Source organism: Salinimicrobium xinjiangense DSM 19287 (assembly GCF_000423585.1).
Lineage (GTDB): Bacteria > Bacteroidota > Bacteroidia > Flavobacteriales > Flavobacteriaceae > Salinimicrobium > Salinimicrobium xinjiangense.
On record NZ_KE384054.1, the window covers coordinates 84383 to 103644 of the forward strand.

The 19262-nt window shown below is 41.7% G+C and carries 18 protein-coding genes; 9 read left to right on the forward strand and 9 right to left on the reverse strand.

The annotated features are described in order from the left end of the window. Positions 1–25 precede the first annotated feature (25 nt). A complete protein-coding gene (locus tag G564_RS0113555) occupies positions 26–982 on the reverse strand; it encodes a YheT family hydrolase (RefSeq protein ID WP_029038131.1) in 957 nt (318 codons plus the stop codon). 90 nt (positions 983–1072) lie between these two features. On the opposite strand from G564_RS0113555, the gene G564_RS0113560 reads away from it, so the two are divergent. Beyond that, positions 1073–1567: an acyl-CoA thioesterase gene (locus G564_RS0113560; protein ID WP_029038132.1), complete on the forward strand. Its 495-nt coding sequence runs from the start codon at positions 1073–1075 to the stop codon at positions 1565–1567. Here G564_RS0113560 and G564_RS0113565 read toward each other — a convergent pair. The 3 genes from G564_RS0113565 to G564_RS0113575 are packed head-to-tail and all read right to left on the reverse strand — an operon-like array spanning position 1551 to position 3570. Continuing rightward, entirely contained in the window at positions 1551–2444 is an 894-nt protein-coding gene (locus tag G564_RS0113565; protein WP_029038133.1) for a DMT family transporter, read from the reverse strand. The two genes, G564_RS0113560 and G564_RS0113565, sit on opposite strands and share 17 nt — an antisense overlap. Further along, entirely contained in the window at positions 2437–2790 is a 354-nt protein-coding gene (locus G564_RS0113570) for an arsenate reductase family protein (protein ID WP_029038134.1), read from the reverse strand. Before G564_RS0113570 ends, G564_RS0113565 begins: the two co-directional genes overlap by 8 nt. Before the next feature lie 9 nt (positions 2791–2799). Further along, entirely contained in the window at positions 2800–3570 is a 771-nt protein-coding gene (locus G564_RS0113575; RefSeq protein WP_084625644.1) for a DUF3298 and DUF4163 domain-containing protein, read from the reverse strand. A gap of 93 nt (positions 3571–3663) precedes the next feature. Between G564_RS0113575 and G564_RS0113580 the strand changes: the two genes are divergently transcribed. After that, positions 3664–4806 carry a trans-sulfuration enzyme family protein gene (locus G564_RS0113580; protein WP_029038136.1) on the forward strand — a complete coding sequence of 381 codons (1143 nt, stop codon included), beginning with the start codon at positions 3664–3666 and terminating at the stop codon, positions 4804–4806. A 98-nt stretch (positions 4807–4904) separates the two neighbouring features. Here the strand turns inward: G564_RS0113580 and G564_RS0113585 are convergent, their stop codons facing one another. Further along, entirely contained in the window at positions 4905–5684 is a 780-nt protein-coding gene (locus G564_RS0113585; RefSeq protein WP_029038137.1) for a THC0290_0291 family protein, read from the reverse strand. Positions 5685–5868: 184 nt separating this feature from the next. Here G564_RS0113585 and gdhA point away from each other — a divergent pair, with 184 nt between their 5' ends. The 7 genes from gdhA (at position 5869) to G564_RS0113625 (ending at position 15796) form a co-directional block, all read left to right on the forward strand. Next, positions 5869–7215 carry an NADP-specific glutamate dehydrogenase gene (gene gdhA, locus G564_RS0113590; protein ID WP_029038138.1) on the forward strand — a complete coding sequence of 449 codons (1347 nt, stop codon included), beginning with the start codon at positions 5869–5871 and terminating at the stop codon, positions 7213–7215. A 184-nt stretch (positions 7216–7399) separates the two neighbouring features. Next, positions 7400–8119 (forward strand): DNA repair protein RecO, encoded by a 720-nt coding sequence (gene recO / locus G564_RS0113600; protein WP_029038139.1) that lies wholly within the window; start codon positions 7400–7402, stop codon positions 8117–8119. After that, complete coding sequence (locus G564_RS0113605; protein ID WP_029038140.1) at positions 8119–10521, forward strand: TonB-dependent receptor; 2403 nt, start codon at positions 8119–8121, stop codon at positions 10519–10521. The genes recO and G564_RS0113605 overlap by 1 nt, the downstream gene beginning before the upstream one ends. 128 nt (positions 10522–10649) lie before the next feature. Further along, positions 10650–14054 carry an isoleucine--tRNA ligase gene (gene ileS / locus G564_RS0113610; protein ID WP_029038141.1) on the forward strand — a complete coding sequence of 1135 codons (3405 nt, stop codon included), beginning with the start codon at positions 10650–10652 and terminating at the stop codon, positions 14052–14054. 5 nt (positions 14055–14059) lie between these two features. Beyond that, positions 14060–14443 (forward strand): TraR/DksA family transcriptional regulator, encoded by a 384-nt coding sequence (locus G564_RS0113615; RefSeq protein ID WP_029038142.1) that lies wholly within the window; start codon positions 14060–14062, stop codon positions 14441–14443. A 68-nt stretch (positions 14444–14511) separates the two neighbouring features. Continuing rightward, complete coding sequence (locus tag G564_RS0113620) at positions 14512–15129, forward strand: hypothetical protein (RefSeq protein WP_029038143.1); 618 nt, start codon at positions 14512–14514, stop codon at positions 15127–15129. Between the two features lie 34 nt (positions 15130–15163). Then, positions 15164–15796 carry a lipoprotein signal peptidase gene (locus G564_RS0113625; RefSeq protein ID WP_029038144.1) on the forward strand — a complete coding sequence of 211 codons (633 nt, stop codon included), beginning with the start codon at positions 15164–15166 and terminating at the stop codon, positions 15794–15796. Here the strand turns inward: G564_RS0113625 and G564_RS0113630 are convergent. From G564_RS0113630 to G564_RS0113645, 4 genes are read right to left on the reverse strand one after another with little or no spacing between them, the layout of a single operon-like run. Further along, positions 15793–16206: a response regulator gene (locus G564_RS0113630; RefSeq protein ID WP_029038145.1), complete on the reverse strand. Its 414-nt coding sequence runs from the start codon at positions 16204–16206 to the stop codon at positions 15793–15795. The two genes, G564_RS0113625 and G564_RS0113630, sit on opposite strands and share 4 nt — an antisense overlap. A gap of 4 nt (positions 16207–16210) precedes the next feature. Beyond that, positions 16211–17662, reverse strand: coding sequence for a sensor histidine kinase (locus tag G564_RS0113635; RefSeq protein ID WP_029038146.1), 1452 nt, complete (start codon positions 17660–17662; stop codon positions 16211–16213). A gap of 46 nt (positions 17663–17708) precedes the next feature. Further along, a complete protein-coding gene (locus G564_RS0113640) occupies positions 17709–18281 on the reverse strand; it encodes a 5-formyltetrahydrofolate cyclo-ligase (protein WP_029038147.1) in 573 nt (190 codons plus the stop codon). Beyond that, on the reverse strand, positions 18256–19257 hold the full coding sequence (locus G564_RS0113645) for a succinylglutamate desuccinylase/aspartoacylase family protein (protein WP_029038148.1): 1002 nt from the start codon (positions 19255–19257) through the stop codon (positions 18256–18258). The genes G564_RS0113640 and G564_RS0113645 overlap by 26 nt, the downstream gene beginning before the upstream one ends. Between the last annotated feature and the right edge of the window lie 5 nt (positions 19258–19262).

Genomic DNA, 19262 nt, shown 5'->3' on the forward strand with positions numbered 1-19262 from the left:
ATTAGCGAATTTAAATGGCAGTTTACTATTGTGCTTCAATAAATTCCAAAGCTCGTTTTTCGTTGTAGGTAACAGGGCCGTTTTGGATAAACCCTACATGTCCTCCATAGTTGGGCATTTCGAGATGAAAATGAGGATTTTCCCGTGCGGTATCAATAGGATAGCAGTCAGGGGAAAGAAAGCCGTCATTTTGAGCATTAATAAGAAGTGTGGGGATTTTTATATTCTCCAGGAAATGCAGGGAGCTGTTCTTTTCATAGTAATCCAATGCGTTTTCAAAGTCGTGAGCACGACTGGTGTACAGGTTGTCAATGTCCAGCAGAGTGTCACATGCTGCAATCTTCTCGCGGCTTAACTGTCCGGGAAATTGTTCTGCCCGCAATGACAGATGTTCCCTTAATTTGTAAAGAAAGCGTTTGGCATAAATAAAGTTTTGTTTTTTCTGGAGCTGCTTCAGGGAGCCATGAAGATCACAAGGTACAGAGACCACTACGGCAGCTTTTAATTGCTTCGGAAGCTCCCTTTTTTCACCTAAATATTTCAGCATTAGATTACCGCCGAGGCTAAATCCATTAAAAGCCAGCTGATCATATTTGGACCTTTTCAGAATATGCCTAACTACCTGGTCAAGATCCCCTGTTGCGCCAGCATGATAAGATTTGAATTTTCTGTTCAATTCTCCGCTGCAGCCTCTAAGGTTTACAGCGGCCACATCCCACCCATTTTCTGTAAAATGTTTAGCAATTCCGGTAACATAGGGTCTTTTAGAACTGCCCTCAAGTCCGTGAATAATTACAAGTACCCGAGATGTCTTCCCCGGGGAATAACTCCAGTCCAGGTCCAGAAAATCCCCGTCTTCAAGTTCCATACGTTCCCGCTGCTGCGCTACTTCTACACGACGTATAGTGGCCGAATAAACAGTAGAAACATGGTAATTCCTGAAAACAAATGGAGGATCATATTTACTTTCTACCAGAGGCATGAGCTTAGAGTTCGAATTAATGGTAAAGGAAATTAAAATTCTTATGCATGCATAGTATAAATTTGTAATTTTATCCCAAAAATAGAGATAATGTACAGGAAAAATTTTGAAATAAGGTGGAGTGATATTGATGCGAACAGGCATTTAGCCAATACTGCATATATTAATTTCATGAGTCATACCAGAATGGGTTTTTTAATGGAGAATGGTTTTGGTCAAAAAGAAATGGCTGAACATAATCTTGGTCCCGTGGTCTTTTACGAACATATCTACTATTTTAAAGAGGTTTTTGCGGGAAAACCCGTAACCGTTACTCTTAGGCTTAAAGGGCTCTCTGAAGATGGTATGTACTTCGAATTTATTCACGATTTCTATGATTATAAAGGGCGCAATTTCGCCAGCTGTGAAATGATGGGCGCCTGGATCGATCTTAAAGAACGCAAATTAAGAGGGCTTCCAAAAGACCTGTTTGATAAGCTGGACCACCTTGATCATACCGAAGATTTTAAAGTTCTTACGCGCGAAGATACCCGCAGGTACGGTAAAAAGCCTAAGGATATAGATCCTGCTATGTTACGGGCTTAGGCTTTCTTGTCACCATATAAACACCGGCAAAGACCAGCAGGGCGCCGATGATCTTGAGCATGTTGAGGGAATCTGCTCCTGTGGAAACTGCATAGGCTATTGCAATTAAAGGCTGTAGATAAACAAAAGCGCTGATGGTGGAAGCAGTTAACTGTCTTAGTGCATACACATTTAGAAGGTAAGTGAGAAAAGTGGTCCCAAAGACCACAAAACTCATCCCAAGGATAGCTTCTGTTGGTAAGGCAGACCATTCAACTTCTGTAAATTCTCCTAAAGTAAAAGGAAGATTGATGATAACTGCCATCAGGAAAAGCCATTTCATTAAGGTGAATGGATGGTATTTTGAAGTAAGCGGTTTTACCAGGATCAGGTAAAGTCCATAGGAGGTGGCATTGACGAGAACCAAAAGATTACCGAGGGGAATATTAGGCGCGTTCTGCACTTGATCACTGCTAAAGAATATTAGTCCCAGAGCACCGGCAAGTCCTGTAATTATCCCTAAAGTTTTTAGCCAGGTAATTCTCTCTTTAATCAGAATTGCAGCTAAAACCAGAACAATTATAGGAGTAATGGTTGTGATGACCGAACTGTTTATTGGTGTTGTGAGACTGAGACCTTTGAAGAAAAACAGCATATTGATGCACATACCCAGCACTGAGCAGCCAAAAAGCCTTGGCCAGTCGCTAGTGGCGACTTTTTCTTTTGGCCCCCAAAAGCTGATGAGCCAAAAGAGAATTGCTGCGCCGCTTACCCTCAAAAGAATAAAACCGAAAGGTTCTATATAAACAGGCATTAAGCCTTTGGCTACCGTATGATTTATACCGTAGATTGTTCCTGCTCCAATAGCAGCAAGAATAGCAAGGGCTCTCTTATTCACCAAGAGAATCTTTAGCTGCTGCTACTTCTTTTTTAGAATTACCCGCAAAGATCTGTTGGTCGTTTACGATTACGGGGCGCTTGAGGAAGGTATAGTGCTCTAAAAGAAGATTTTTGTAATCTTCTTCAGAAAGCTGCTTGTTTTTAAGGTCCCGCTCCTTGTACAATCTGGCTCTTTTATTAATTATGGCTTCATAAGTCCCGGCCCTATGTTTAAGCTCGAGCAGCTGCTTCATATCCAGAGGTTCCTTTTTGATGTCCTGTAGTTCAAAAGAGGAGGGAGCATTCAGGTCCTTTAGGATTCTTTTACAGGTATCGCAGGTTGACAGATAGTAGATCTTTTTCATGCGGTAAAATTATTCAATCTTTATAAATGGCTTCACCTCTTCCAGAGGAATTTCCATAATAATATCTCCCGCAGCATAAGGTGCAATCTCGTAGGAATTGTAGACCAGGATAATCTTATCTTCAGTAAATCCAATGTTTTCGGGCAGACTAAAAGTGTCATCTTCAAACCAGAAGCCTGTGCTGTTGATATTGTCACCTTCGGGAATGCCCTGTTCCTGCCGGAACCGTTGTTCGGCAAAAGCCGTAAATTCCGGAACAAAGATTTGATCTGGAGAGAAGGATTCCCCTGTTTCCGGATTTATGTTAACAAAGGTGAGGGTTTTATAGCCATGGGCTCCACCGCTAAAAATTTCGGTTGTTATTCCTATTGAAACCAGTGTATCGGTGCGCAGGTAGATATTTTCGGCTACATACGCTTCCCATGGTGGTTCTTCGGAAAAGTTTTCGGCTGCTTCCCGGTAATCTGCAAGAAATCTTTCTGAAAGTTCCTCCAGGTTGGAAATTTCGGGATCATTTTCAGAAGAGACAAGATTTATTATGTGTTGATCCAGATTTCTGTTGATCTGTCCTGAAACTCCTGCAGCACCTCTCGCCCGCACCACATCAATAGTTATTACCGAGCAGTCGTAAAGTGCCGTGTCACAATTGGCACCGGCTTTTTTTACGATACTTTCTTTTTTAAAACTTAACGGGATGGTTTTTTTTTCTTCTTCTTTATCGCTCTTACAGGCCGTAAACAACAATACGAGCAGCAGGAGACGGAAAAATGATTGGAACATAAATGCTTAATGTTAAACTGATCTGAAAGATACGTGCTATTTTGTGAAGACCCAAGGCCAATGCTACCTTTGTATCTTAAAGAAAATTTAAATATGAAGTTCAATACCAGAACCATCCACGGAGGACAGGAGGATACAGATCCGGCTTATGGCGCGGTAATGTCTCCTATCTATCAAACCACTACCTACAGGCAATCCACTCCCGGAGGCCATAAAGGCTTCGAATATTCCCGGAGTGGAAATCCTACCCGTGCTGCTCTTGAGCGATCTCTTGCCAGTATTGAGAATGGAAATTTCGGCCTTGCATTTGGCTCCGGACTTGCTGCTATTGATGCGGCACTTAAACTTTTTAGATCTGGAGATGAGATCATCTCCACAAATGATCTCTATGGAGGCACATACCGGCTATTCACCGGGATATTCGAACAATTGGGAATCAAATTCCATTTCGCAAGCATGCACGAACCTGGCGGAATTGAGCAGTATATAAACAAAAATACCAGGATGATTTGGGTGGAGACGCCAACGAACCCAATGATGAACATTATTGATATAGAAGCAATGGTGCGTATTGCTAAGAAACACAAAGTTTTGTTGGCCGTAGATAACACTTTTGCCACACCTTATCTGCAACGTCCACTGGAGCTGGGTGCCGACATAGTGATGCACAGCGCCACCAAATATCTTGGCGGCCACAGCGATGTGGTCTTGGGAGCCCTTGTAGTTAGGGATCAGGATTTGGCAGAGAAACTTCATTTCATTCAGAAGGCCAGTGGTGCCATATGCGGTCCGCAGGACAGTTTCCTGGTCTTGAGAGGTATTAAAACCCTTCACCTGCGCATGCAAAGACATTGTGAAAATGGCGAAGCGGTGGCTAAATTCCTGAGAGATCATCCCAAAGTTGGGAAAGTCTACTGGCCCGGGTTTGAAGATCATCCTAATCACGACATTGCTAAGAAACAGATGAGCGGATTTGGAGGAATGATCTCCTTCACTACAGTCGAAGATACTCTGCAAAGTGCAGTAAAACTGGTTGAGAAGTTGAAAGTCTTCACCCTTGCCGAATCTCTGGGAGGAGTGGAATCTTTGGCAGGCCATCCTGCAAGTATGACCCACGCATCAATTCCGAAGGAAGAAAGAGCGAAAACGGGGATTGTTGATTCATTGATAAGGTTAAGTGTAGGTATCGAAGATGAGGAAGACTTGATTAACGACCTCAAACAGGGTTTAGACTAGGGTGTCAAAAATGTGATTTTTGAAGGGGTTTCAGAAGAGATTTTCGAGAAATTTAAGGTCTGGATTCTAGACTCTGGAAGCGCAGCGATCTAAATTTCTTAAAAATTCAGATAGTATATATACCCGAAATTCAGCCAGAACATCATGTCATTAAACTTGTTCTGTGGATTATCGTGATCCAGCCCGTCAAGCCAGTCGGTGTCATAATATCTCCACTGGAGGTTCATTACCAGGTCACTCACCACATTCAGTTTGTAGCGCATTCCCGCTCCGGCTACGACACTCCAGGTAGAACCGGCTTCCTGGCTCACATAGCCTCTAAAAGTGTGGAAAAGGTTGTCTTCAAGAGGGCCTTCCAGGGTAGAATAAGTGTAGGGATCAAAATTAACAAAATTGAAACCGAGACTAACATAGGGAGCAATTGGATATGCGAAGGCGGTATAATCTCTAATACTCAAAGGATAATACTCCAGGTGTGCTCCCGCCTCGAAAACCTTGGCCTGCCCAATCATTGCCCGTAATTTTTTTCCACCATCTGTATCTTTTTTTGCAATGGGGCCATAGTGATTGAGCTCCCCTTCATGATAATCCACTTCAGCCCTTATTCTGAAATGATCATTGAAATAAGTATAACGCGCATAGCAGTCACAGTCCGCTTTATAAGCGAAATTCAGGTAATAAACCAATCCTACTCCCAACCCCGTATTTGAGGAGTTGGTTTCAGCATTCCAGCGCAAGCCGTAATCGGAAAAATATGCAACGGGACCGGCGACTATTCCTATTTCCTGGCCTACCATGCCTACCTGTGCCGAAACAGTCCTGTTTCCGAAGAAAAAAAGGAGTAAGAGGATAATTAAAGTTTTGGAAATGTTGGCCATAAGTGATGTTCCGCTCTAAGCAAATATATAAAAACATCCCAAAGAAAGTGGGAATTACGGCCCTTTCATAAAAGCATTAATTATAAAAGGAATAACAAATATTTTAAGGCTGTTTTTTGAAGATAATGTATATTTGTTGCGAATCGTAAAAAACGTTTTCGTTAATATAATTTTAGCCAAAACTATGGAAAAAAATGTCCAAGAATTTTTAGATAGCGTTTCGAAAAGAAACTCTAATGAACCCGAATTTATGCAGGCTGTTCATGAGGTCGCAGAAACGGTTATCCCATTTATTGAAAAGAATAAGAAATACCAGAATAAAAAGTTACTGGAGCGCATGGTTGAACCCGAGCGTGTGATCATGTTCCGCGTGCCGTGGATCGATGACAATGGCGAGGTGCAGGTGAACCGTGGTTTCAGAATTCAGATGAATTCTGCTATTGGGCCCTACAAAGGAGGAATCCGTTTTCACCCTTCTGTAAACCTGAGTATCCTTAAATTCCTTGCTTTTGAGCAGGTATTCAAAAACAGCCTTACCACACTTCCTATGGGTGGTGGAAAAGGAGGAGCTGATTTTGATCCAAAAGGAAAATCAGACAACGAAGTGATGAAATTCTGTCAAAGTTTTATGACCGAATTACAACGTCACATTGGTGCAGATACAGATGTACCTGCAGGTGATATTGGTGTAGGAGGTCGTGAAGTTGGCTTTATGTACGGACAGTATAAGAGACTTCGCAATGAATTTACAGGAGTACTTACCGGAAAAGGTCGTTCTTACGGTGGATCATTGATTCGTCCTGAAGCTACAGGTTACGGTAACGTTTACTTTGCTGAAAACATGTTGAAAACCAAAGGAGATTCTATTAAAGGTAAGATCGTTGTGGTTTCAGGTTCCGGAAACGTGGCTCAGTATGCTGCCGAAAAAGCTACCCAACTGGGTGGTAAAGTAGTTACCATGAGTGATTCTTCGGGATATATCTACGACGAAACAGGAATCGATGCAGGGAAGCTCGAATTCATCATGGAGCTTAAGAACGTGAAGAGAGGCAGGATCAAGGAGTATCTTGATCAATATCCTGATGCAAATTATTTTGAAGGGGAAACTCCGTGGAATGTTAAGTGTGATATTGCTCTTCCTTGCGCAACTCAAAACGAGCTGCTTGAAGACGATGCGAGAGCGCTTGTAAATAACGGCTGTAAGCTAGTGGGAGAAGGTGCTAACATGCCTTGTACGCCAGAAGCAATTACGGTATTTCAGGAAGCTAAGATCCTTTTCTCTCCCGGGAAAGCTTCAAACGCAGGAGGGGTAGCAACTTCAGGTCTTGAGATGTCTCAAAACTCGATGCGCTACAACTGGACTGCCGAGGAAGTGGACGCCAAACTTAAGCAGATCATGAATGACATTCATGCACAGTGTGTGATGTATGGTACCGAAGAAGGTAGTGATTATGTAGATTATGTTAGGGGTGCAAACATCGCCGGTTTCGTAAAAGTTGCCGATGCAATGCTGGCACAGGGAGTTGTATAGACTTTCACTGAAATAAATTTGAAAAAGTCGCAGTAATGCGGCTTTTTCTTTTTTTCACCTACATTTATTGCTTCGGAAGAATACCTGCTGAAAATGCCATTTTTGAGGGGTCATTCCACGAATGTGTTAGTAGGATTAGTTCCTTTTCAGGACAATTTTATTCGGAAGCAAAACAGATTAATTAATGTCGATCACTACCAAAGGAATAGTCTTTAGTGCCATAAAATATGGAGAAGCCGATTTGATCGTGAAATGCTTCACTCAAAAAAGCGGACTAAAAACATACCTGCTTCGGGGGGTGCTTAAGTCAAGGAAAGGGAAAATAAAAGCTTCCCTTTTTCAGCCGCTAACTCAAATTGAGATCGTGGCCAATCATAAAGATAAAGGAACCCTGGAGTACATGAAAGATGCTAAGCTCGAAAACATGTACCAAAGCCTTCATACAAATGTTGTAAAATCTACTGTTGTAATGTTCCTGTCTGAAGTGCTGCGGAATGCAGTGAGGGAAGAAGAAGCCAATCCTGCCCTGTATAATTACCTGGAAACAAGTCTAGAATGGTTCGACACCCAGGAAAAGACCGTAAATTTTCACCTGCTTTTTCTGCTGAAGCTGAGCCGGTATTTAGGCTTTTATCCCGATGTTCCCTTAAGAAAGTATCCAGTTTTTAACCTTTTAGACGGCACTTTTCAGGAGGTGGAAACTAATGACGCATGTGTTTCTGATGAGAATGTTGTACTCTTACAGCGCTTGTTGGGCACAGACTTTGATGAATTATCCTCTATTAAATTGAACCAGGTCACGCGGTCGGGATTTTTACTAATGCTTTTAAGTTATTATGAAATTCACCTTCAGGGATTTCACAAACCAAAATCTCTTGCAGTTTTAAACGAAATTTACAATTAATGCGAATTTTTACGAGCCTTCTCTTGCTTCTTAATTTTTCTGTTTCTTCTGCTCAGCAAATTATCGTACTTGATAGAGAAACAAAGGAGCCAATTTTTAATGTGGCTGTTTTTAATAAAGATAAGACGAAGACATTTTTGACCGGTTTTGACGGGGAGATCGATATTTCCGCATTTTCAGAAAGAGAGATCATTTTTTTTAGTCATGTTTCCCACATAGAATTTCATGCTACCAAAAAGCAAATCCTAGAAAACGGGAATACGGTCTTAATGAAACCATCCAGGAATGAACTTGATGAAGTCCTATTATCTGTTTCGAAATTTGAACAAAACCGAAGAAATGTGCCTCAAAAGGTAGTGAGTGTGAACCAATCGGGAATACTTACCGCAAGCCCTCAAACTTCGGCCGATCTTCTGCAGAGTACCGGGCAGGTGTATGTTCAAAAAAGTCAGTTGGGAGGAGGTAGTCCCATGATCAGGGGATTTTCCACGAACCGCTTATTGATCACCGTTGACGGAGTGCGAATGAATACGGCTATTTTTCGTGGAGGCAACGTACAAAATGTGATTTCAATAGATCCTTTGGCGATAGAACGTACAGAAGTAATTTTAGGTCCCGGATCTACGATTTTCGGGAGTGATGCCATTGGGGGGGTGATGAATTTTTACACCCTTACACCGGCTTTTTCTGTAGCAAAAGGCGGCAATTTTTCCGGCAAGGTCTATACGCGCTATTCTACTGCAAACGAGGAAAAAACCGGGCATGTGAACCTCTCCTACGGCAGAAAAAAATGGACTTTTCTCACTGGTGCAACTTATTCAGATTTTGAAGATCTTAGAATGGGTAGCCATGGACCAGAAGAATACCTGCGACATGAATATGTGGTGCGCAGGAATGGAGAAGATATTATTGTGCAAAATGAAGATCCTAAAGTACAGGTGCCAACAGGCTACGACCAGATCAACCTGTTGCAGAAAATCCGCTTTGAGCCGACAGAGGAGTACGATCTTTCCCTTGGAGTAATTTACTCTACTACTTCAGATTTTCCCCGCTATGACAGGCTGTATCGTAAGCGGAATGGGGTACTTAGAGCGGCAGAATGGTATTATGGCCCTCAGGAATGGCTGCAAACGAATTTCCAGATGGATAAAGCCGGAAACGGCAGGTTCTACAATAAAGCCAGACTAACAGCTGCATATCAGTTTTTTGAAGAAAGCCGGAATGATCGCGATTTTGGAGGGGACCTTCTTTATCATACCCGTGAGCAGGTAGATGCCTACTCCTTAAATCTGGACTTTGAAAAGAATTTTTCAGGACCGAGTCTTTTTTACGGAGGAGAATATGTTTTTAATAAGGTGAATTCCACGGGAAAAGAAACCAATATCATCACCGCAGAAGTTTTTCCGGGAACATCCAGGTATCCCGATGATGCCACCTGGCAGTCCCTGGCAGCCTATGGAAATTTACAGTGGGAACTTAATCCGCGCTTTACCGTTCAAACCGGGGCCAGATATAATTACGTGCTGCTGGATGCAACCTTTGATGATGAAACCTATGATCTTCCCTTTTCCAATGCCAATCTGCGTACAGGAGCTTTGACAGGAAGCGCCGGATTGAACTGGCAACAAAGTGACATTCTGGGTTGGCAATTTAATCTATCGACCGCTTTCAGGGCTCCGAATATCGATGACATCGGGAAAATATTTGATTCCGCACCCGGACTTGTAGTAGTGCCCAATCCGGATCTTGGTCCCGAAAAAGCCTATAATGCAGAACTTGGTTTAAGGCTTAATCTTAATCAGGTTTTCCAGGTGGATCTTGCAGGCTACTACACCCTGCTGGAGGATGCTTTGGTACGCAGGGATTTTAGCCTTAACGGAGAAACAATGATAGAATACCGGGGAGAACCCAGCCGGGTCCAGGCCATTCAAAATGCTGCAAGAGCTCATGTGTATGGCGTTGAAGCCGGCGCGAAAGTAAAATTTTCTGAACGTCTTAGGCTTACCACCCAGTTGAACATAACAGAAGGCGAGGAAGAACAGGATGACGGTAGCAAAGCTCCTCTTCGGCACGCAGCACCTCTGTTTGGAAATGTGCATCTTATCTGGGAAAATAATAGGTTGAGATTTGATTTATTCAGTGAATATAACGGGGAAATTAGCGCTGAAGAGTTAGCCCCTTCAGAGCAGGACAAAGCATATCTTTATGCCGTTGATGAGAACGGCAACCCTTATTCGCCGGAATGGTACACGCTAAATTTTAGTTCCCGCTATCAAATTGGAAAAATGTGGATCTTAACAGCTTCACTTGAAAATATTACAGATCAACGCTACCGCACATATTCTTCGGGTATAGCTGCCGCCGGACGTAATCTTATCCTTGCTTTGCAGTACTCTTTCTAAACTAAACTTCAGAAAACAAGTTAATTATAACTGATTAATATCAAGTGGCATTCAGGTTTTCCCGTTTTAAACCACAGGATTTACTAAAAATCATTATTTTCGCGCAACTATTTTGAAAGAATATAATGATGAGTGCAAAGTTCCCTGAATATAAAGGACTTGACCTGCCAAAAGTAGCTGAAGAAATTCTGCATTTTTGGAAGGAAAATGATGTTTTTGAGAAGAGTGTTTCTTCTCGGGAGGGCAACGAGCCGTTTATTTTCTTTGAGGGTCCACCTTCTGCTAACGGGCTTCCGGGAATTCACCACGTAATGGCACGTGCCATTAAGGATATTTTCTGTCGTTTTAAGACGCAAAAAGGTTTCCAGGTAAAACGAAAAGCCGGTTGGGATACTCACGGCCTGCCTATTGAACTGGGTGTTGAAAAAGAACTGGGGATCACTAAGGAAGATATTGGTAAGAAGATTAGTGTTGAAGAATATAACGAAGCCTGCAAAAATGCAGTAATGCGTTATACAGATGTCTGGAATGATCTTACAGAAAAAATGGGTTACTGGGTGGATATGGACGATCCTTATATCACCTACAAATCCAAATATATGGAGACGGTGTGGTGGCTTCTTTCCCAGATCTATAAAAAAGGCCTTATCTATAAAGGTTATACAATACAACCATATTCGCCTAAAGCAGGAACTGGATTGAGTTCTCACGAACTTAATCAGCCGGGGACCTATCAGGATGTTACCGATACCACGGTCACTGCCATGTTCAAGGCAAAAAAAGAAACTCTGCCTGCATTTCTTTCTGAAATGGAAGGGGAAATATTCTTTATAGGCTGGACAACTACTCCCTGGACCTTGCCGGCTAATACTGCCCTTACAGTAGGTCCAAAGATTGAGTATGTAACGGTGAAAACCTATAATCAGTATACTTTTGAACCCATCACTGTAATAGTGGCAAAAGATCTTGCTGAAAAACAGTTCGACAAGAAGTCTCAAAAAGTAGATTCTGAAGAAGCTTTAAAATCCTACAAACAAGGAGATAAAAAAATCCCATTTTTGATTGGTAAGTCTTTCCGCGGAAAAGATATTCTGGAGAGTAGATACGAACAACTTATTCCTTACGTGCAACCGTACGAACATCCAGAAAATGCTTTCAGGGTAATTGCAGGAGATTTCGTTACTACAGAAGATGGTACCGGTATCGTTCACACTTCTCCGACTTTTGGGGCAGATGATGCCATGGTTGCAAAACAGGCATCGCCTGAAGTACCGCCGCTGCTTGTAAAGGACGAGAATGGAAATTTAGTTCCGCTGGTAGATCTTCAGGGGAAATTCAGACCGGAATTGAGGGAGTTTGGAGGCAAATATGTAAAGAATGAATATTACAATAATGGAGAAGCGCCTGAAAAATCTGTAGATGTTGAGATCGCAATAAAGCTGAAGGAAGAAAATCGTGCTTTTAAAGTTGAAAAATATGTGCACAGTTATCCAAATTGCTGGAGAACTGACAAGCCGATTCTATATTATCCACTGGATTCCTGGTTTATCAAGATTACCGATGTCAAGGACCGGATGTATGAATTGAATCAGAATATCAACTGGAAACCGAAATCAACCGGGGAAGGCCGATTTGGAAACTGGCTGGCAAATGCAAATGACTGGAACCTTTCAAGGTCCAGATATTGGGGGATTCCGCTGCCAATCTGGAGGACCGAAGACGGTAAAGAAGAAAAGATCATTGGCTCAATCGAGGAGCTAAAGCAGGAGATGGAAAAATCTGTTGAAGCAGGTTTGATGAAAGCCGATCTTTTTGAAGGATTTGTACCGGGGAACTTCAGCGATGAGAATTATGACAAGGTAGACCTGCATAAAAATGTAGTTGATGAGATCATCCTGGTTTCAGATTCAGGAAAAGCTATGAAACGGGAGGCCGATCTAATTGATGTTTGGTTTGACTCCGGTTCCATGCCCTATTCTCAATGGCATTATCCTTTTGAAAATGCCGAAAAAGTAGAAAAAACCTGGCGCAAGGCCGATTTCATAGCCGAGGGTGTTGACCAGACCAGAGGATGGTTCTATACGCTTCACGCTATAGCTACTATGACTTTTGATGATGTAGCTTATAAAAATGTTATTTCCAACGGACTTGTTCTTGACAAGAACGGGCAGAAGATGTCCAAGAGACTGGGAAATGCCGTAGATCCTTTTGAAACCCTTGCGGCCTTTGGTCCCGATGCCACGCGTTGGTATATGATCTCCAATGCAAATCCATGGGATAACCTGAAATTTGATATCGAGGGAATTTCGGAGGTGAGACGTAAATTCTTCGGAACACTTTACAACACCTACTCTTTCTTCTCTCTATATGCCAATTTAGATAAGTTCAGCTATTCTGAAGCAGATGTGCCACTGGAGGAGAGACCCGAAATAGACCGATGGATCCTATCTGAACTGCACACGCTCGTTGAAAATGTAGACAAGTTCTATTCAGATTATGAGCCGACCAAAGCAACAAGGGCAATATCTGAATTTGTACAGGAAAATTTGAGTAACTGGTATGTTAGACTTTGTCGCCGCAGATTCTGGAAAGGAGAATATGGAACAGACAAGATATCTGCTTATCAAACACTCTATACCTGTCTTGAAACAGTCGCGAAACTGGGAGCTCCGGTTGCGCCATTTTTCATGGATCGCTTATACAAAGATCTGGAGGCAGCTACTCAAAAAGAGGATTTTGAATCTGTACACCTGGCGACCTTTCCGGTAGCAGATCCTAAATTCATAGACAAGGAACTGGAGCGTCAAATGCAAAAAGCGCAAACAGTTTCTTCCCTTGTTCTTTCTCTTAGAAAGAAAGAAATGATCAAGGTAAGGCAACCTCTTCAAAGAGTGATGATCCCTGTGTTGGATGAACAACAGCGAAGAGAGATCGAAGCCGTGGCAGATCTCATCAAGTCTGAAGTAAATGTAAAGGAGCTGGAATTGATCGATGATGCTTCAGGAATTCTTGTAAAGCAGATCAAACCAAACTTTAAAGTGCTAGGACCGAGATTCGGTAAGGACATGAAAGAGGTCTCAAAAAAGATCAATGAATTCACTGCCGAGGATATTCAAAAAATAGAGCGTGAACGGCAAATTCAGATCGAGATTAACGGGAAATTGCTTACATTAGAAATCGGTGATGTAGAGATTACATCCCAGGATATTGAAGGATGGCTGGTAGCTAATTCGGGAAATATTACTGTTGCACTTGATATAACGATTTCAGATGCACTCAAAAAAGAAGGAATTGCAAGAGAGTTGGTTAACAGGATTCAGAATTTCCGCAAGGATTCGGGATTTGAAGTGACCGACAAAATAGATGTGACCCTACAAAAGGATGGCACTGTCGAGGAGGCTGTCCAACAAAATATTGAATATATAAAAACCGAAACCCTGACTGCAAATCTCGACTTAGCAGAAGAAGTGAACAACGGATTGGAAGTTTCTTTTGATGAAGTGACCACAAGGTTGTTAATTAAAAAACATTAAGAACTATGTCAACAGAAGTAAAAGAACGCTACAGCGACGCAGAGCTGGCGGAATTCAAGACCCTGATCCTTGCCAAGATCGAAAAGGCCAAGGAGCAGCTGGAACTTTACAAGAGCGCCTACATGAACGACGGAAACAATGGTACAGATGACACCTCTCCAACGTTCAAAGCTTTTGAGGAAGGTAGTGAAACCATGAGTAAGGAAGCAAATTCACAACTGGCTATCCGTCAGGAGAAATTTATCCGTGATCTAAAAAATGCACTTGTTCGCATCGAAAGTAAGACTTATGGCATTTGTAGGGTGACCGGCAAATTAATCGCTAAAGAGAGACTTAAACTAGTACCTCATGCTACCTTGAGTATTGAAGCAAAAAATATGCAGCGATAATAACTGCAAAGCCTTTTTAAAACGCTCCTGCTTTATTGGTATGGAGCGTTTTTTGTTTATAAGTTACCATGAAATTCATATTCCCGATCCTGTTCCTTATTTATTTGCCGGTAAAGGCCCAGAAAACTACTCAACACAGTTTTGAGGCAGACGATATACAGAAGATCGTGCTTGCAGGTGACGAGATCTACCGCATTGAATTGAAATCGGTAAAAGGTGACCAAATCAGGATCTTTGCCTCTACTGAAGGGGAATATTACAACAACATCAGTCTGGATCACGAAATAAAGGAGCAATCTCTCTTTATCAATTCACGGTTTCGGGAAATTTTACAAAACGGATACGATAAATTAAGTGCACACAAGGTCTTTTCCATGGAAGTGACCGTGGAGATCCCTCAAGGCATGGCTTTAGAGATTAGTTCAAATATTGCTAATGTCTATATCACGGGAGCATTTGAAAATGTGCTAATCCAATTGAAGTCGGGTTCTTGTCAATTCAGTGATTATTCGGGAGAGGCAGTGGTCAATACCTATACCGGCAATATCACCGGGGAGGTTGCTCCGGCAGAATTTGAGGTAAGTTCGCGCCACGGTGAGGTGCAGGTTCCTCCAAACACCTATGGAATGCATAAAATGGTACTAACCAGTATCAACGGAGATATAAAGCTCTCTGAAACTAAATAATATTAGTATTTTTGCCGCGTTCAATATTTAACCGATGTCCTTAAAAAAAGCCTCTCTTATTATCATAGTTATTCTGATCATCGATCAGGTATCCAAGTTTTATATCAAAACCAATTTTATGCTGGGAGAGGAAATCAGGGTTTTTGACTGGTTCAGGATCTTGTTTGTTGAAAATGAAGGAATGGCCTGGGGGGCAAGAATTCCCGGGGAATATGGCAAGCTGTTGCTTACCAGTTTCAGGCTCATTGCTATAGTGGGTATCGCATATTGGTTATGGGATGCTGTCAAAAAGAATGGTTCCCCAATACTTATCGTGGCAATCTCCTTTATTTTTGCAGGGGCTTTTGGGAATATCATAGATTCTGTTTTTTATGGAGAGATCTTTAATCACAGCTACAACCAGGTAGCCAGCTTTCTTCCGGAAGAAGGTGGATATGGTACGCTTATGCATGGAAAAGTTGTGGATATGCTTTATTTCCCTCTATGGTCCGGTTACCTGCCGGAATGGATACCTTTTTGGGGTGGGGAATACTTTACATTCTTTGAACCCGTTTTCAATATAGCCGACTCGGCCATTACTACCGGTGTAGCACTTCTGTTGATCTTTAATAAGAAGGCTTTTCCTGAAGAAGAAAAACAAGAAAAAAATCGTGCGGCTGTAAATTAAGCTACTTCTCTTTCAAAGATTTTTTCGAAACGTTTGAGCTCTATGGGTTTGATAAGATAATCTGTCACCATATTGAAAGATTTGGCTCTTTCCAGATCTCTTGGATCTATGGATGAACTCACTACGTAAAGGGTGATCTTTTTATTGAATGTATTTTTGATCTTTACAAATTCGCTAAGGAATTCCCAGCCATCCATTACCGGCATGTTGAGGTCAAGGAAAATGATATCAGGTAACCTCTCTTCGCTCACGTTTTCCAGAATTGCTTTAAAATAGTCTAAAGCTTCTTTACCATTTTTAAAGATGATGAGGTTCTGGGATAGTTTTTTTATCTCAATGATCTTCTTAACCAGGTTAACGTAGATCTTGTCATCATCAATAATGCATGCAAGTTCTATTGGATGATCCATAGTATTAAAATTTGATCTTAAAGGTTGTGCCAATGTTAACGGTGCTGGTAACCGAGATGCTTCCGCCCATAGCTTCCACCTGATTTTTGGTTATAAAAAGACCAATTCCGTTTGCTTCGGGATGGCGGTGAAAGGTTTTGTACATACCAAACATTTTGTCACCGTGCTCATCCAGGTCTATTCCCATTCCATTATCACTTATTTCGAGGAAACTTTCTCCATTCTCCTTATAGGTTTGAATGTAGATGATTGGCTTCCTGCCCTGGAATTTATATTTTATGGCATTTGTAATCAAATTTAGTAAAATACTCTCCAGATACTCGGAAATGTAATTTATTTCGTTCAACTTATCAAATTCGGCGATGATCTCCGCATTTTCCCGCTTAATTAATGAGGAAGTTGAAGCGATTACTACGTCCAGTGCAGCTTTGAATTTCACAAGCTGCCTTTCCTTTTTTAGATTGTTCTGCCTGGTTACAACTTCATTCAGTTCATTTATGGCATCTTCGAGGTTTTCTGAAATATCATTTACATTCAGCAACAGGTCCAGTTTATCTTCTGCTGTACGTGCCTCCCGCAACAATTGCGCAATGAGACTCAGGTTACTGCTGTGAGAGCGCAACTGGTGTGAAACTATATGTGCAAAATTGAAAAGCCGGGAATTTTGAGAGGCTATAATATCCAGAGAGTTTTGAAGATTGAGCTCATTGGTCTTTTGCTCATCTATATCCTGATAGACTCCTCTAATGCCAATTACCTCCTGCTCATTGTTGTAAACAGGTTTACCGGTCGCCCTTACCCAAAACTCCCTGTTATGGAGCGTACGCATTTTGATCTCCACCTTAAAGGGTATCCCGAATTTAGAGCATTTTTTGAACATTCTTTCCACCTTCTCGTGATGTTCATTCGCATAAAATCGCATCTTGTCCTCTGGGTGAGGTTCATAATCCATGGGGCAGTCCAGGATCTTTTTGGTGACATTATCCCAGTATACGGCATTTGTTGTGACATCAAGGTACCAGCCCCCGGTGGAGGTCATTTCGGCAGTTTCCCGATAGTAGAAGAAGTTTTCTTCAATAGTATACTGGTCCCGCTTGGCCTGATGAATATTCACAAATAAGAGAACAGCGGCATCGGCCAGGCCTTTCTCCCTGCTCTTTAGATTGCGACATTCAAACCAACGGTATTTACCATTCTCAAGCTTAAGACGGATCTCTGTTGTGAAAGGTTTATAATGATCGGTTAGATTCTCAAAATACTCTCTAAAGTCGTAACGATAATCTTTGTGAAGTATATTATTAAGAAAGAAATCCAGTTTGTTTGTTCCGGTATCGGGATTGCCTATGAGGTAATTGAAATGTTCAGACCACGAAATCTCCTTGGTCAATAGATTGATTTTCCAGTAAGCAACATCAAAATCTTCTAAAATACTGTTTAACTGGAGATCGTTAAGCATTAAAATTTTAATTGGTTGGACTAAAAGTAATTGAAAACCTTCTGGTTTACAAATTTTTGAAATTATATATTTTCTCAGGAGTCACGCAGAAGTCGAGGGGAACGTCCAATGGATAAACATCGGCAATTTCTTTTTCTGCGTCAAAAAAGGATAGTCCTACTTTAACTACTTCGGGAGGACATTCAGCAAGAAAGCGGTCATAAAAACCCTTCCCATATCCTATTCTGTTACCCTTTTCATCAAAAACCAGTAACGGGATAAATACCACCTCGATTTTATTGGAGGGTATCTCTATACCTTCTACAGGTTCGGGGATTCCCCAGGAATTAACCTTTATCACTGTGGCATCTGTAAGCAGGTAATTGGTTAGAGAGCCATTGTCAAAATTGGCTTTTGAAAGAACGATATTCTTATCTTTTCCCTGTAAAATATGTAAGATGGCTTGGGTATCTACCTCCCGCTTTTCAGAAATACTCAGAAAAAGATGATAGTATGAATAGCCCCAAATGGGAAGTCCCAGAAGATTGTTTGCAATCTCAAGACTTCCTTCTTCCACATCATCAGAAGACAATATTTCTCTGAGTTTCTTGTATTTAAGCCGAAGTTGCTTCTTGTTCATAGCTTTCTGTTGAAAGAGAAATATGAAAGATCGCATCCCCCTGGTACACAATTGGAGATTCGTTCACGTTAAATATATAACCTGCATTTGGAGCCTTTACTTTGTGCCGGAGCTTTCCATAAGGATCGGTAATGGTGGCGATATATTCTCCTTTTTCCACGTGTTTCCCGCAGGGGATCTTCACGTGCAGGAGTCCACTGTATTTTGCCCTCATCCATGCGCTATGTTCAATGAAAATAGTCTCTCCCGTAGGGTCTGGGACCTCAAATTTAGGTTTCAACATTTCGAAGTGGGCCAGAATCCGCATCACTCCTTCCACACCACTTTTTGCTACACTCTTATTGCTGTCCCGGGTTTTACCCCCTTCAAACAATAAAACTGGCTTTCCCTGTTTTGCACAGGTTTCCCGGTATGACTTGGTGATAGTTTTGGAAACGAGGGTAAAAGGAGCATTGAAAATGCGGGCATAATGCATGGCCATTTCTTCCCCTTTTTTAATTCTAATTTGTGGGGCATTAAACCTGCTTGCACCTCCGGTATGGAAATCCATACAGAAATCTGCTATCGGCAGGATCTTCTGTACAAAGTGATAGGCAAATCGACTGGCAAGAGAACCATTTTTGGAGCCGGGGAAAACCCTGTTAAGGTCACGACCATCCGGAAATTCCCTGGTCATATTAAGAAAACCGAAAACATTTAGGATAGGTACACAGATTATAGTGCCTCTTGCCGGTTTATTGATCTCCTTTACAATGAGCTGGCGAACCACTTCTACCCCGTTGATCTCGTCTCCATGTATTCCCGCAGTAATTAAAATTACCGGTCCGGGTTTTTTGGACCTTTCGATGATGATAGGCACCTCTACAGCAGTGGTAGTGTAGAGTTTGGCCATATTGAAATTGATGATTGCATTTTTCCCGGGGTATACTTTTTTATCCAGGATCTCAAGAACATTGTTCTCATCTATAACTGCCATACACT